Source organism: Pandoraea soli, assembly GCF_902459595.1.
Taxonomy (GTDB): Bacteria; Pseudomonadota; Gammaproteobacteria; order Burkholderiales; family Burkholderiaceae; genus Pandoraea; species Pandoraea cepalis.
The window spans coordinates 1-13,554 of the sequence record NZ_CABPSG010000028.1; the positions used below are offsets into that span (position 1 = coordinate 1).

A 13,554-nucleotide genomic window follows, 5' to 3' on the forward strand; every position below is an offset into this window, starting at 1 on the left:
GGCTTTACCCCGAAGCAGCGGCTGGCCATGGCCGCTTAGTTTCTACTTCTCGCGGCCGTGGAAAATGGGGGCATTACCGGGTAGGGTAGACCTTCGAGGCGGCTGCATCTTCTTCCAAAGCAGGTAAATTGCGTAAACTGCTGGCCGTCTTGCTGCAAACAATGGGGTGAAAAATGTGGGGGCTCGACGCAAAAGATTGGGTTTTGGTTGGCGCAACGGTTGCCGGACCGATCCTAGCCGTGCAGGCGCAAAAGTGGGTGGAGCGAGCGCGTGAGGGGACAAGTCGGCGTGTTCTTGTTTTCACCACGTTAATGGCGACGCGTCAATCGCGAATCTCGATGGAGCATGTGCGGGCCCTGAACTCCATTGATCTGGCGTTCTACGGGCGACGCGTGCTCGGTATCACTATGCGTAGGCCGAAGTCTCAGGCAGTGCTGGACGCGTGGCATGACTACCATGCCCATCTAAGCCTATCAGAGGAGCGCAGGCCAAAGAATGATGCAGAGTTTCGTGATTGGACTGGTCGAGGAGATGAGTTGTTCACCAACCTGTTGGAGCGACTTGCGGCGGCGACAAACTTCAAGTTTGACCGCCAGCAACTAAAAGCCGGGAGCTATTCTCCGGAAGCTCACGGCACGGTGGAACTTGAGCAGCAAGCCGTGAGAAAGCTTGCGCTAGATGTGATGTCCGGTCAAAAGCCGCTCGCAATGGAAGTAAAGGCGTGGCCGATTGATGCCGCTGCAGTTGAGCAGCAGCGAAATGGACAGGCTGAGTTGGTGAGGAATCAGCGCGAGTTGATGGGAAGCTTGGCGCTAATACTGGGAAGACTCACCGACCGCGCTGTTGGTGTTGCCGGAGAAGCGCCAGTTGAGGTGCGATGCGACGGCGGCCCGGACCGGCAGGCTTAATAATCGGCTCCGGCAATGTATGGAAGCGCGATCTTTGCGCCGAAGATCAACGAGCTAGGCTCGCATACGTATCGTCGTGAATCCCTGCCTGTTGAGTCCGGCAGGGTAGAATAGCGGTGTCCAAGCAATCCAGCTTGGGCTTAAAACCAAGCAGAATTCGCCGGAGCCGTAGGACGTGCATAGGACTCGTGCAGTCTCGCGGCACAGCCAAGAAGTGACTCGCAGAAAAGAAAAACGGCTTAGGTCGTTGGACCTAAGCCGTTGTTTCTTCTGGGAAAACTCACCAGAGAATCTGGTGGGTGGTACAGGGATTGAACCTGTGACCCCTGCCGTGTGAAGGCAGTGCTCTACCGCTGAGCTAACCACCCAAATCATTAACTAAATCAATGATTTAGTGCTGATTGCTGAAGCTTTTGTTTCGCAATCAGGAGCAGAACTTTAACTGTTTTCGCAGAAGTCCGCAACTTTTCTTTTGTTCTATTTTTGCTGCCGCCGTGACGATATCTCTCGATCACTTCACGCCGTTTCTCGCGATGACTCGCAAGCAGCAAAGACCGCGATTATAGGGATGTTTTTCGAGCTTGGGAAGGCCTTCGTGCGAATTTTCCGTGTGGCTCGTTGCGAACTCACGCCGTCGGCGCCGCGTCGCCGTCCGGGACCGCCGGTTCGGTACGCCACACACACGTCCCCTTCATTCCCTTGTCGATGTCATTCAGCACACCGGCATGCTGCGCGACTTCGTCGTCCGCTGCCGCAATCACGGGAAGATCGAACTGGCGCAGCGAAATCTTCTCGCGCTGGGTGCCCGCGTCGCCCCCGTCGCCATCGCCGATCTCGATGACGAGACTCTCCTGGCCGCGCGTCATGGCGAGGTACACATCGGCGAGCAATTCCGCGTCGAGCAGGGCGCCGTGCAGCGTACGGTGCGCGTTGTTCACGCCGAGACGCTCGCAAAGCGCATCCAGCGAATTGCGTCGGCCGGGGAACATCTCCCGGGCACGCAACAGCGTGTCGATCAGGCTCGAGCAATGCTGCATGAACGGCGGCCAGCCCAGGCGGCCGAACTCCATGTCCAGGAAGCCCAGGTCGAACGCCGCGTTGTGAATGATGATTTCGGCATCGCGGCAGTACTCGCGCAACTCTTCCGCAATCTCGGCGAATTTGGGCTTGTCGGAAAGGAATTCGGTGGTCAGCCCGTGCACCGCCAATGCGCCCGGATCGCTGTCGCGCTCGGGGTTGATGTAGAAGTGCAGGTTGTTGCCGGTCAGGCGGCGATTGACCAGTTCGACGCAACCGATTTCCAGCAGACGGTCCCCCGTCTTCGCATTCAGGCCAGTGGTTTCGGTATCGAGGATCAGTTGTCGCATGCTGTTCGTTGAATCTCGTGTGCTTCGTGTGCTTTCGGAATTGACGCGCCGCGGGCCATGATCCCTCACGCAATGCGCGGATGCTGCTCAAATGGCGGCGCTGGCCATCGGCTCACTGGCCGCGACGCAGACTTTCCACGCCGCGGTTGGCCAACTGGTCGGCGGCTTCGTTGCCGTCGTGCCCGGCATGGCCTTTCACCCAACGCCAGTCGATCTGGTGTTTCTGCGAGACCGCGTCGAGTGTCTGCCACAGGTCGGCGTTCTTCACCGGCGCCTTGGCGGCGGTTTTCCAGCCACGGGCCTTCCAGCCGTGAATCCACTCGCTGATGCCTTTCTGCACATATTGCGAGTCGGTGTGCAGCACCACGCTGCAGGGCTTGTTCAGGGCTTCGAGCGCGCGAATGACGGCCAGAAGCTCCATGCGGTTGTTGGTCGTGTTGGCTTCGCCGCCGAACATTTCCTTGCGGTGTTTGCCCGCGATGAGCAGGGCGCCCCAGCCGCCGGGGCCAGGATTGCCTTTGCAGGCACCGTCGGTGTAGATCTCAACTTGCGGCAAGGTCATCTCTCAAACGATCAATCGGGCGCGTCGGCCGCTTGCGCCATCTGGCGATGCGTGGTGTTGGGTGTCGCCACCGGGGTCGCTGGGGCCGCCGCCGGCTGGAGGCCGAGTATACGCTTGCGCACTTTGCCGACCAAGCGCATGCCCCGCACGCGCTTGACCGCGCGCACCGCATAGAGTGCCCCGAAGATCGGCCACCAGCGGTCGCCGGCCGGTTCCATGAAATCAAAGCGCTGTAGCCAGTGCTCGCCGCGCAGGGGCGGGCGGTAGCAGCCGAAGCGACCGCGATCGATATCGAAGGAGAGCAGCTTGAGCCAGTCCTTCAGGCGCGTGAAGGCGATGAGATCGGCACCCGGCGGCAGGAACGGCGTGCCGGCGAGACGCCCCAGCTCTTCGCGCGCGCCCCACAGGCTCAGATTATTGAAGCCGGTGATGATGACCTGCCCCTCGGGCACGAGAATGCGTTCGACTTCGCGCAGGATGTCATGCGGATTCTCGGCAAACTCGAGCACGTGCGGCAGGACCACGAGATCGGTGCTCGCCGTGGCGATGGGCAACTCGTCGAAGCGGCTCACGAGGATGTCGCGTGGGATCATGTCGGCCGCGTCCGCGTGGCACGATGGCGTGCCGCTGGTCGTGTCGCTGGCGGCCTTGGTCACGAGCGGCGAGGCGTCGGGGCCGCGCGCAGCCGTCAAGACGAGACCGCGATATGGCATGCGGTTTTCGCGCAGCGTATCCAGTTCGGGGCGGCCAAGTTGCAGCGCGTGATAGCCGAACAGATCCCCGACCCATTGGTCGAAAAGGGCCTGTTCCCATGCGAGCGCGTAGCGGCCTGGTGGTGAGACGAGCCAGAGGGGCCAGTCTATAATCGGACGTTCTGACATGGTGGCGAGTATATATGGATGCGCACGCAGATGCGGTAAGTGAGGCGTCGGCCGGAACAATGACCGTCTTCCCCGTCCCCGCGTTCCAGGACAATTATCTCTGGGTCGTCGATAACGGCAAAGATGCCGTGGTGGTCGACCCGGGCGACGCCGCACCGGTGCTCGCCTATCTCGAATCGCGTAATCTCACGCTGCGCGCCATTCTCATCACGCACAAACATGCCGATCACATCGGTGGTGTCGATGCGCTGCTCGAGCGTTTCAACGTTCCCGTGCACGGCCCGGCCGGCGAAGCCATCGCCTGCGTCGATCATCCGCATGGCGGCGGCGAGACTGTTCACATCGCTGCCCCGGCCATGACGCTGGAAGTGATCGACGTGCCCGGCCACACTCAAGGGCATATCGCATATTTCCTCGGCGCCGGGGCCGCAGGTGCGCCGCATCTCTTCTGCGGCGACACACTGTTCTCGTGCGGCTGCGGACGCCTGTTCGAGGGCACGCCCGCACAGATGCTCGCGTCGCTGGATGCGCTCGCGGCGCTGCCACCCGCCACGCTCGTGCACTGCGCGCACGAATACACGCTGTCGAACATTCGCTTCGCGCTGGCGGTCGATCCGGATAACGCGGCGCTCAATGCGTGGCATCGGGAGGCAACGGCGCTACGCGCGGCCGGCCGTCCCACACTGCCCACGACGCTCGCCCAGGAGCGCGTGACCAACCCCTTCCTGCGCAGCGACGCACCGGCGGTCATCGCGGCCGCGCAACGCCATGCCGGGCGCGCGTCGCTCTCTCGCGAGGCGGTGTTCGCTACCGTGCGTAGCTGGAAAGACAGCTTCCGTTGATCGTGACTCTGCCACGCTGTCAACAGCGTGGCGTGGCATGACATTGTCACAAAGCGGGCGTTGACATGTTCGCTCGCATCTGCTCAGCCTTGTCGCATCCCCTCCCTGCGATGTTTCGGTCTCTTACCGATCCCATCGAGCCCGCTGTCCGGGCGTCTCGTTTCAGCCACATCGCGACCGTCAAAGATCGGGGATAACCCTCAAATTTGGGGTCTTTTTGCGTAAATTTTGCAAAAAAATTAGGCAGAATGGTTGACGCATCTGAAGGGTTTCCTTACCATTCTTGCCAATTTCATGAAGATGCAACCCAATTCGAGCCCGATCAATGCGACTTATCGTTAGCTTGCTACTGACGCTGCTTCTGGCGGCGTGTGCCGGCACAGCACCGACCAACGGTGCATTGAGTTCCACGCCGACTGCGCAGGGCCAATCGCCCCTCGCCACGACGGCCAAAGGCAAGCAACGCGTCTCAAGCGATCAGACCATCGACCTTGACAGCGACTCGATCAACGATCTGGCCTACGGTAGCGACGACGCCGACCTTTGGTCGCGCATTCGTCATGGTTTCGCGATCCCCGATCTGGACACCGACCTCGCGCAGGACCGCACGCAGTGGTATGCGCAGCGTCCCGAATACGTCGAGCGCATGATCGAGCGCTCGAGCAAATACCTGTTCCACATCGTTGAAGAACTCGAGCGCCGTCATATGCCGACGGAACTCGCGCTGCTGCCGTTCGTGGAAAGTGCGTACAACCCGCAGGCGCTCTCGACGGCGAAGGCGGCCGGCATGTGGCAGTTCATTCCCAGCACGGGCAAGACGTACAACCTCAAGCAGAACATGTTCCAGGACGAGCGCCGCGACGTGCTCGCCTCGACGACCGCAGCGCTCGACTACCTCTCGAAGCTCTATGCGATGTTCGGTGACTGGCAACTGGCGCTCGCGGCCTATAACTGGGGCGAAGGCAACGTGCAGCGCGCGATCGAGCGTAACCAGGCGCAAGGGTTGCCGACCGATTACCTAAGCCTGCGCATGCCGACCGAGACGCGTTACTACGTGCCGAAGCTGCAGGCGATCAAGAACATCATTGCGCATCCGGAAATCTACAGCGTGAAGCTGCCCGAAATTCCGAATCACCCGTACTTCGTCAGCGTGACCACCAAGCGCGACATCGACGTGGCATTGGCCGCGAAGCTGGCCGACCTGCCGCTCGACGAATTCCGCGCACTCAATCCGTCGTTCCGCAAGCCGGTGATTCTTGGCGCGGCACAGCCGAAGATTCTCCTGCCGTTCGATAGCGCCGAAGTGTTTCAGCGTCGTCTGAAGGGCTATGACAAGCCGCTATCGAGCTGGACGACCTACACGTCCGCATCGCGTGAGCGTCCTGAAGACGTCGCGCGCAAGCTGGGTGTCGACGCCGCGGTCATCCGTTCGGTCAATAACATTGCGCCGCGCATGCGCCTCAAGGCGGGCTCGACTTTGCTGGTGCCGCGCTCGGACGACATTGACCAGGACATCAGCGCGTCGGTAGCACGCAATGCCGTGCTTGCGCTGGAGCCGGATATTCCCGATACGCGCAAGGTGATGGTGCGTGCTCGCAAGCACGACACGCTTGCCCGCGTGGCCCAGCGCAGTGGCGTGAGCGTCGCGCAGATCAAGAGCTGGAATCGTCTGCGCCGCGATACGCTCACGTCGGGCCAACTGCTGGTGCTTCATGTACCGGTCAAGGACGCCTTGCGTGTGGCGGCTGCATCCGAGGCCCCGGCGGCGGCCACAGGGGACGGCGAAGCCCCGCGCACGCGTCTGGTGCGCGGCAAGCACGGCAAGATGATCCGCGTGGTGGAGCGTCGGCCTGCCGCCAGCCCGGCCAAGACAACCAAGGCGGCTACATCCGGCGGCAAGACGGCCCGGACCAAGGTCGCGGCGAAGGCACCCGCCAAGACGGTGGCCAAGACGGCTGCGAAGCCAGCGGCCAAGACATCCTCGAAGGTCACCCGTACGGCACAGCGCTGAGCCGTAACATCGACTTCGCTCGGTGATCGGCAGGTCGCCGAAACACCGCACCACCCGACGCCCGTGAGGATTTCCACCTCGCGGGCGTTTGTCATTGTGGCGCGCCAACGTCCTGGCAACGCCCGTCCGCTGTATCACCGATCCCGGCTGACTTCGCGTATTCCCCTAGCATTTCCGTGCGTGGGCGTGCCCGTCCGGTAAGCCTTCCGTAAGCGTCAACGCGCACACTGAGCGCGAGGCACGACATCCGTGTCCGACGAATTCATTGCACCGAAACGCATTGCCGGTCGGCGGCGACATGCCGCTCGACCCTGCCGGCCCGATCCGGCGCCGCGCCAGCTCCGTTTTCCACCGGCACCGCCGGTGAGGGACGGGCGCGCGAGCCCATCCCTATATGCAAGGAGACACCATGACTTCGTATGCGTCGTTTCACGCCCGTTCCATTGCGCCCGATTCGCGCGCGGCGTTCTGGGAGGAGCAGGCCCGCCTGATCGACTGGGAGACCCCCTTCACCCAAGTGCTCGACTACGACAAGCCACCGTTTGCGCGATGGTTCGTGGGCGGCCGAACGAATCTGTGCCACAACGCCGTCGATCGCCATCTGCCATCGCGTGGCTCGCAGAATGCGCTGATCTGGGTGTCGACGGAGACCGAGCAGGAGCGTGTCTACACGTACGACGAGCTTGCGGCGGAAGTCAATCGCATGGCGGCGTCGCTGCAATCGCTCGGCGTTGCGCGCGGCAAGCGGGTGTTGATCTACATGCCGATGGTGCCCGAAGCCCTGTTTGCGATGCTCGCCTGCACGCGGCTCGGCGCAATCCACTCGGTGGTATTTGGCGGCTTCGCATCCGTCAATCTGGCGGCACGCATCGACGACGCACAACCGACTGTCATCGTCTCGGCCGACGCCGGTTCGCGCAACGGCAAGGTCGTGCCCTACAAGCCGCTGTTGGACGAAGGCATCGCTCTCGCGCAGCACAAGCCGTCGAATGTGCTGATGATCGACCGGGGCCTCTCGCCGATGACACGTGTGCCGGGCCGCGACGTCGACTACGCGCCGTTGCGCGAGCAGTTTCTCGATGCCGCCGTGGCTTGCGAATGGCTCGAATCGAGTGAGCCGTCCTACGTGCTCTACACCTCCGGCACAACGGGCAAGCCGAAGGGCGTGCAACGCGATACCGGCGGGTATGCGGTGGCGCTGGCGGCGTCGATGCAGCACATCTTCTGCGCGAAGCCGGGCGACACGATGTTCTGCGCGTCTGATATCGGCTGGGTGGTGGGGCACAGCTACATCGTGTACGCGCCATTGCTCGCCGGCATTGCGACGGTGATGTACGAGGGCACACCGATTCGTCCCGATGGCGGAATCTGGTGGCGCATTGTCGAAAAGTACAAGGTCACGCAGCTATTCACCGCGCCCACGGCGATTCGCGTGCTCAAGAAGCAAGACCCGGCGTATCTGACGCAATACGACCTGTCGTCGCTGCGGCTGATCTTCCTCGCGGGCGAGCCGCTCGACGAACCGACGGCGCGGTGGCTCACCGACGGCGTGGGCAAACCGGTCGTCGACAACTACTGGCAGACGGAGACCGGCTGGCCGATTCTGGGCATGGTGCGCGGCGTGGAGGCCTTGCCGGGCAAGCTCGGGTCGCCGGGCAAGCCGGTGTACGGCTACGACGTGAAGCTCGTCAACGAGGTGACCGGCGAGGACTGCGGGCCGAACGAGAAGGGCGTGCTGGCCATCGAAGGGCCACTGCCGCCGGGGTGCATGAGCACCGTCTGGGGTGACGACGCTCGCTTCGTCAAAACCTATTGGCAGACGGTGCCAGGCCGCACGCTGTATTCGAGCTTCGACTGGGGCGTGCGCGATGAAGACGGCTATTACTTCATCCTCGGTCGCACCGACGACGTGATCAACGTGGCGGGCCATCGGCTTGGCTCGCGCGAGATCGAAGAGAGCATTTCGAGTCACCCGGCCGTGGCGGAAGTCGCGGTCATCGGTGCGCACGATGCACTGAAGGGGCAGGTGGCCATCGCGTTCGCGGTGCTGCGTCAACCCGCGTTGGCGGCCACGCCCGAGGCGCGTCTGGCGTTGGAGGGCGATGTCATGAAAACGGTGGACAAGCAACTTGGGGCGGTGGCGCGTCCGGCACGCGTGTTCTTCGTCGCGATGTTGCCCAAGACGCGCTCGGGCAAGCTGCTGCGCCGCGCCATCCAGGCCATCTGCGAAGGCCGCGAAACCGGCGATCTGATCACGCTGGAAGATCCGGCGGCGCTGGAGCAGGTACGCGACGCGGTGAAGGGCGCGTAGTTCGCACCGTCATGAGCACGGCGCAGGCGCGTGCTCATGACGGGTCATCGCCCGTCGATGTCCCGTCTCCCAATTCGACCTCGTCACCTAAACGGCTTGTCGAGAATCTCGGGCGCGCGGATGGCGTCGATCAGCAGGCCGAGAAAGGCTTCGACGGGGGCGGGCAGGGTGCGTCCGGCCATTGTCTGCACTTGCAGTGAGCGTTGGTGCAGCGCAGGATTTCGAATGGGGATGGCGACGAGCCCTTCCGGATCGAGCCGGCTGCGCACCGTGAGCAGACCGGTGAGCGTCACGGCATTGCCGGAGCGCACGAAGCTGTGCAGCGAGGCATGATAGTTGCTCACGAATACGGGTTCGAACAGCAGGCCTTCGAGAATGCAGCACAGGTCGAACATCTGGCGGATGGTCACGCCGGCATTCGATAGCGCCATCGGGTAGGGCAGCAAGTCGGCAAGCGCGATGTCGCGTCGTTTGGCGAGTGGATGTTTCTTGGCCATCAAGGCATAGATCGGCGCCGGTTGCGTGTGAACGACCTGCACCCCTTTTTCCGGGGCGACGCTGAAACACACGGCGATATCCGATTCGCCGTCGCGTACGCGCTCCGTGGCGACGAACGGCGAGACAACATCGAGCAGAAAGTGCGCGCCAGGGTAGGTTTCGCGAAAGCGTGCGAAGACCTGTGGCAGGAAATCCCGCGCGACACCCTCCGCACTGGCGACGCGAATTGTCGCGCGCCCCACTTCCGACAGCCCCCGGATTTCCGACGTGACGCGTTCCGCATCGAGCAGCATGCGACGCGCGTGGTCGGCAAGCAACTCGCCCGCCTCGCTCAATACCATGCCGCGCGGACGCCGTTCAAACAATGGCGTACCAAGATCTTCCTCAAGCTTTGCGATCTGCCGACTCAAGGCTGAGATGGCCACGTGCAGGCGCTCGGAGGCGCGGCTGAGTGAGCCCGTGCGGGCGACTTCCAGAAAATAGCGTAGCGCGTGCGTTTGCATGGGCAGATGACCGAAGTGGCGGATGACGCCGCCGAAAGCGCGGGGTTTTGCGCGATTTTAGCTTTGCCGAAACGGCAACGAAACCTTCGAAATATTATCATTGTTGTCAAAATTACCCGCTCCTAGAATGGCCTCAACGGTTGTGCAGCAGCGTGCTACCGACACGCGTGGCCGTGTGTACGAGCCAGGCAGCCGTGCCCTCAAAAGCCATCTGGAGACAAGCAGTGACACGTAGCGCAGCCATTACCCAAGCCACCGCCCAATACGATTCGGGCGCGTTCCTCGATACGCTCAACCGCCGCATCGCCTACAAGACCGAGAGTCAGGAGCCGAACAGCGGCGACGTCCTTCACGCTTATCTCGCTGACGAAATGACGCCCGCGCTGGCGGCGCTGGGCTTTACGTCGCGCATCGTGCCCAACCCGGTGCCGGGCGGCGGCCCGTTCCTGATAGCGCAACGTCACGAGAGCGACGATGCGCCCACGGTCCTCACCTACGGTCACGGCGACGTGGTGCGAGGCTACGACGCGCAATGGCGCGACGGCCTGAAGCCCTGGGAGATCGTGGTGGAAGGCGATCGCTGGTACGGGCGTGGCACCGCCGACAACAAGGGGCAGCACACGATCAACCTGTCGGCGTTGGCGGAGGTGTTGGCGTTGCGTGGCGGCAAGCTCGGCTACAACGTGAAGATGATCGTGGAGATGGGCGAGGAGATGGGCTCGCCGGGGCTGCACGCGATTTGCGAGCAACTGCGTAACGAACTGCGGGCCGATGTGCTGATTGCCTCTGACGGGCCGCGACTGGCGGCGCAACGTCCGACGGTGTTTCTCGGCTCGCGCGGCTTGGTCAACTTCAAGCTCAGTCTGAATTTGCGCGACGGCGGGCATCACTCGGGCAACTGGGGCGGACTGTTGCGCAATCCCGGGGTTGTGTTGGCGAACGCGATTGCATCGATTGTCGATGGCAACGGCAAGATTCTTGTCGACGGGTTGCGTCCGCCGGAGGTGCCGGCGTCGGTGCGTCGCGCGCTTGCTGGGCTGGAGGTGGGCGGCGGACCGAACGATCCCGAGGTCGACGTCGATTATGGCGAGCCGGGATTGACGCCGACGGAGCGCGTGATCGGCTGGAACAACATCGAAGTGCTGGCGTTCAAGACCGGCAATCCGGAAAAGCCGGTCAACGCGATTCCGCCGTACGCCTATGCGCACATGCAGATTCGCTTCGTCGTCGGCACTGACTGGGAGCGGCTGGGCGAGATCGTGCGCGCGCATCTCGACGCGCACGGTTTCCCGATGGTCGAGGTGGAGGTCGAGCGCGGCGTGATGGCGACGCGTCTCGATCCGGAAGATCCGTGGGTGCTGTGGGCGTTGACGTCGATGCGCGAGACGACGGGCAAGCCGCCGGTACTGCTGCCGAATCTGGGGGCACGTTGCCGAACGATGTGTTCGCCGATGTTCTGGGGCTGCCGACGCTGTGGGTGCCGCACTCGTACCCGGCCTGTTCGCAGCACGCGCCGGACGAGCATCTGCTGGGATCGGTGGCGCGCGAGGCGTTGCAGATCATGGCGGGTCTGTTCTGGGATCTGGGGGAAGTCGATCTGAAAGAGGGGAAGCCGCGATGAACAGCTCAGTGACCGCCGCAGGGGCGGATCAAACGAACGGCGCGTTGAGTGTCGGCAACGAGGGGGTGCGTGCGGACGTGCCCGTGTACAAGTTGATTGTCGCGACGTCGATCGGCAATGCGCTCGAGTGGTATGACCTGATCGTCTATGGCTACTTTGCCGTGACGATCTCCAAGTTGTTTTTTCCCGCGCACGATGCGACGGTGTCGCTGCTCATGGCGCTGGGGACGTTCGCGTTGTCATATCTTGCGCGTCCGCTGGGCGCGTTTGTGCTGGGCGCGTATGCGGACCGGCGGGGGCGTCGCGCGTCGTTGATGTTGTCGATTGCGATGATGACCTTGGGCACCGGGCTGATCGCGTTCATGCCGACGTATGCGGCGATTGGGGTTTGGGCGCCGATCGGCATTTTCTTGTCGCGCTTGTTGCAGGGGTTTTCGGCGGGCGGCGAGTTTGGTAGCTCGACGGCATTTCTGGTTGAGCATGTACCGAACCGGCCGGGCTTCATGTCGAGCTGGCAGTTTGCGAGCCAGGGGGCGAGCACGTTGCTGGCGTCGGCGTTCGGGGCGGTGCTGACCGGGGCGCTGACCCAGCCGCAACTGGAATCGTGGGGGTGGCGGATTCCGTTCCTGTTCGGGATGCTGGTCGGGCCGATCGGGCTTTACATCCGGAAGTACGTGGACGAGACGCCGGCATTCGAGCATGACGTGGCGCGCAAGCGTCAGGCGCAGGTGGCGGGCGACGACGCGGGCCAATCGCCGGTACGAGAGGTGTTGGCAACGCAGAAGTCGCGTCTGCTGGTGTCGATTGGGGCGCTGGTGCTGACGACGACGGCCAACTACATGATCCTGTACATGCCGACTTACGCGACGAAACAGTTGGGTTTGCCGCCGGCGCAGGGCTACATTGCGACGCTGGTGACGGGCTTCGTCATCATGACGCTGACGCCGTTCGTGGGGCATTGGTCGGACAAGGTGGGGCGTATTCGCATCATGCTGGCGGCGGGGGCACTGTTCTTCTGCACGGTGTATCCGGCGTTTGCGTACATGAATGCGCATGCGTCGCTGCTGACGATGATGGTCGTGATGCTGTGGGTGGGCACGTTGAAGGCGGTGTACTTCGCACCGATTCCGGCGCTGATTTCGTCGTTGTTCCCGACACGAACACGGGCGACGGGCATGGCGGTGGGTTACAACCTCGGTACGACGATCTTTGGCGGCTTTACCTGGCTGATTGCGTCGACGGGCAACAAGCTGGCGCCGGGGCTGTATTTGATGGTGGGGGCGGTGGTGAGTCTGACGACGCTAGTGATCGCCAAAACGCGGATGGGCGTGCGCTGAGGCGAGACGATTGGCTGTGGAATGAAGAGGCGCCCGGCGGCGTCGCATGTGAGGGATGCGTGCGAGGCGGTCGTGGCGCCTTTTTGGTTTGTCGGCGGTTCGCCTGCCGGAATGTATGCGTTTTGCGATACATCCGGAATTTCGGTGTGCGGTGAATCGGGCGGTGTGCGGTGTTCAATTGAGGCGTCTGCCCAGCAGCGTCGCTTTGCAACGTGACGCGCTATTCAAATGGGGGGGGCGTCAGAATGTCCTAGTCGATCTCAATGGGAGTTGATAGTACTGTTCCTTGCTGATTACGGATTTCGAAAACCATGACCGAGCATTGGCGCCCATTTCTGTAGGAGCCGACTTCGTAGTCTTTTCCTGGTTCAGGTACGAAGCTAACAATATCGCTTGAGCAACTCACTGAATTTTTTACCATTTTGACGGATCCTAGCGGACTATGATAAAAATGGCCTAGTTCGATAAATGAATTTCTGACCTGCAATTTACGCCCCGCAGGGATGACAAATTCGCGATAAAAAACATTGGAAAGAAGATTGCTACGCTGTTGCATGTTTTTTGTACTTTCGGTTTCGCTAATACCGATGCTTTCATTCTTGGTCGTTCCTAGAAAAGAGCTAAATGCATCTCCTGCACTGGGCGGTCTCAAGAGTCAAGTGCAACGTTGAGCTAACCCAGCGGTTTCCAATTCCTTGGCCATTGCTTCCTCG

At 62.1% G+C, this 13,554-nt stretch carries 9 protein-coding genes, 1 tRNA gene and 1 pseudogene; 6 read left to right on the forward strand and 5 right to left on the reverse strand.

What is annotated here, in order from left to right:
- The first annotated feature begins 173 nt into the window (after window positions 1–173).
- Complete coding sequence (locus PSO31014_RS21910; RefSeq protein WP_246176980.1) at window positions 174–908, forward strand: DUF6680 family protein; 735 nt, start codon at window positions 174–176, stop codon at window positions 906–908.
- A 293-nt stretch (window positions 909–1,201) separates the two neighbouring features.
- Here PSO31014_RS21910 and PSO31014_RS21915 read toward each other — a convergent pair.
- The 4 genes from PSO31014_RS21915 to PSO31014_RS21930 all read right to left on the reverse strand — a co-directional run bounded on the left by PSO31014_RS21915 (window position 1,202) and on the right by PSO31014_RS21930 (window position 3,718).
- Window positions 1,202–1,276 (reverse strand) — tRNA-Val (locus PSO31014_RS21915).
- Between the two features lie 258 nt (window positions 1,277–1,534).
- Complete coding sequence (gene dnaQ / locus PSO31014_RS21920; protein ID WP_150553546.1) at window positions 1,535–2,275, reverse strand: DNA polymerase III subunit epsilon; 741 nt, start codon at window positions 2,273–2,275, stop codon at window positions 1,535–1,537.
- Window positions 2,276–2,387: 112 nt separating this feature from the next.
- Window positions 2,388–2,837 (reverse strand): ribonuclease HI, encoded by a 450-nt coding sequence (gene rnhA / locus PSO31014_RS21925; RefSeq protein ID WP_150553547.1) that lies wholly within the window; start codon window positions 2,835–2,837, stop codon window positions 2,388–2,390.
- 11 nt (window positions 2,838–2,848) lie between these two features.
- The gene (locus PSO31014_RS21930) at window positions 2,849–3,718 is read right to left on the reverse strand and encodes a methyltransferase domain-containing protein (RefSeq protein WP_150553548.1); all 870 of its coding nucleotides are present in this window, start codon (window positions 3,716–3,718) and stop codon (window positions 2,849–2,851) included.
- A 59-nt stretch (window positions 3,719–3,777) separates the two neighbouring features.
- Between PSO31014_RS21930 and gloB the strand changes: the two genes are divergently transcribed.
- The 3 genes from gloB to PSO31014_RS21945 all read left to right on the forward strand — a co-directional run bounded on the left by gloB (window position 3,778) and on the right by PSO31014_RS21945 (window position 8,882).
- Complete coding sequence (gene gloB / locus PSO31014_RS21935; RefSeq protein ID WP_246176981.1) at window positions 3,778–4,560, forward strand: hydroxyacylglutathione hydrolase; 783 nt, start codon at window positions 3,778–3,780, stop codon at window positions 4,558–4,560.
- A 325-nt stretch (window positions 4,561–4,885) separates the two neighbouring features.
- Complete coding sequence (locus tag PSO31014_RS21940) at window positions 4,886–6,571, forward strand: transglycosylase SLT domain-containing protein (RefSeq protein ID WP_150553550.1); 1,686 nt, start codon at window positions 4,886–4,888, stop codon at window positions 6,569–6,571.
- A gap of 409 nt (window positions 6,572–6,980) precedes the next feature.
- Window positions 6,981–8,882 carry a propionate--CoA ligase gene (locus PSO31014_RS21945; RefSeq protein WP_150553551.1) on the forward strand — a complete coding sequence of 634 codons (1,902 nt, stop codon included), beginning with the start codon at window positions 6,981–6,983 and terminating at the stop codon, window positions 8,880–8,882.
- Window positions 8,883–8,965: 83 nt separating this feature from the next.
- On the opposite strand, the gene PSO31014_RS21950 is transcribed toward PSO31014_RS21945, so the two are convergent.
- Window positions 8,966–9,883, reverse strand: a complete 918-nt coding sequence (locus PSO31014_RS21950; RefSeq protein ID WP_150553552.1) for a LysR family transcriptional regulator — start codon at window positions 9,881–9,883, stop codon at window positions 8,966–8,968.
- 224 nt (window positions 9,884–10,107) lie between these two features.
- Between PSO31014_RS21950 and PSO31014_RS21955 the strand changes: the two are divergent.
- Window positions 10,108–11,504 (forward strand): annotated as a pseudogene (locus PSO31014_RS21955) (M20 family metallopeptidase).
- Window positions 11,501–12,841, forward strand: a complete 1,341-nt coding sequence (locus tag PSO31014_RS21960; RefSeq protein WP_150553553.1) for an MFS transporter — start codon at window positions 11,501–11,503, stop codon at window positions 12,839–12,841. The pseudogene PSO31014_RS21955 and the gene PSO31014_RS21960 overlap by 4 nt, the downstream one beginning before the upstream one ends.
- Window positions 12,842–13,554: the final 713 nt, after the last annotated feature.

Excerpts from the sequence above, each read along its gene's own strand:
- PSO31014_RS21910 (WP_246176980.1), top strand. The coding sequence starts at position 174 with ATGTGGGGGCTCGACGCAAAAGATTGGGTTTTGGTTGGCGCAACGGTT.
- dnaQ (WP_150553546.1), bottom strand. The coding sequence starts at position 2,275 with ATGCGACAACTGATCCTCGATACCGAAACCACTGGCCTGAATGCGAAG.
- rnhA (WP_150553547.1), bottom strand. The coding sequence starts at position 2,837 with ATGACCTTGCCGCAAGTTGAGATCTACACCGACGGTGCCTGCAAAGGC.
- PSO31014_RS21930 (WP_150553548.1), bottom strand. The coding sequence starts at position 3,718 with ATGTCAGAACGTCCGATTATAGACTGGCCCCTCTGGCTCGTCTCACCA.
- gloB (WP_246176981.1), top strand. The coding sequence starts at position 3,778 with ATGACCGTCTTCCCCGTCCCCGCGTTCCAGGACAATTATCTCTGGGTC.
- PSO31014_RS21940 (WP_150553550.1), top strand. The coding sequence starts at position 4,886 with ATGCGACTTATCGTTAGCTTGCTACTGACGCTGCTTCTGGCGGCGTGT.
- PSO31014_RS21945 (WP_150553551.1), top strand. The coding sequence starts at position 6,981 with ATGACTTCGTATGCGTCGTTTCACGCCCGTTCCATTGCGCCCGATTCG.
- PSO31014_RS21950 (WP_150553552.1), bottom strand. The coding sequence starts at position 9,883 with ATGCAAACGCACGCGCTACGCTATTTTCTGGAAGTCGCCCGCACGGGC.
- PSO31014_RS21960 (WP_150553553.1), top strand. The coding sequence starts at position 11,501 with ATGAACAGCTCAGTGACCGCCGCAGGGGCGGATCAAACGAACGGCGCG.